Source organism: Streptomyces katrae (assembly GCF_000966975.1).
Lineage (GTDB): Bacteria > Actinomycetota > Actinomycetes > Streptomycetales > Streptomycetaceae > Streptomyces > Streptomyces katrae.
In genome coordinates this window covers 1-352 of sequence record NZ_JZWV01001781.1, presented here as the reverse complement: position 1 = coordinate 352, position 352 = coordinate 1, and the positions used below count along the sequence as shown (strand labels likewise).

Sequence of the window (352 nt, the reverse complement as noted above, 5' to 3'; positions counted from 1 at the left end):
CGGGGCAGTCGGCCTCCTGTCCCGGCTCGGGGCGGCCGGCGCCGACCCGTCGGGCGCCGCGCCGTACGCGGGCGCCGCGACGGTGCCGGGCGGTGCGGGCCGGGGCGGGTCCCGCCGGGACGCCGTGGGGCTGCCGGGCCGGGTCGCCCGGGCGGTGGCGGTGGTGTGCGCGTGGGCCGGGCTGTTCGTGGCGGCCTCGGGGGCGGGGCTGCCGGGCGCGGTGGTGCTCGGGGCGGAGCTGGCGGTGACGCTCGCGGCCGGGGCGGTGGCCCTGCGGGCCGTGGAGCCGGCAGTGGCGTGGGCGGCTGCCGGGTGTGCGGGGGCGGGGGCCTTCGGGGTCTCACTGGCGGCC

Annotated in this window: 1 pseudogene; it reads left to right on the top strand. The window is 84.9% G+C overall.

The window, feature by feature from the left end:
• A pseudogene (locus VR44_RS49475) lies at positions 1-352 on the top strand (hypothetical protein); the annotation flags it as partial.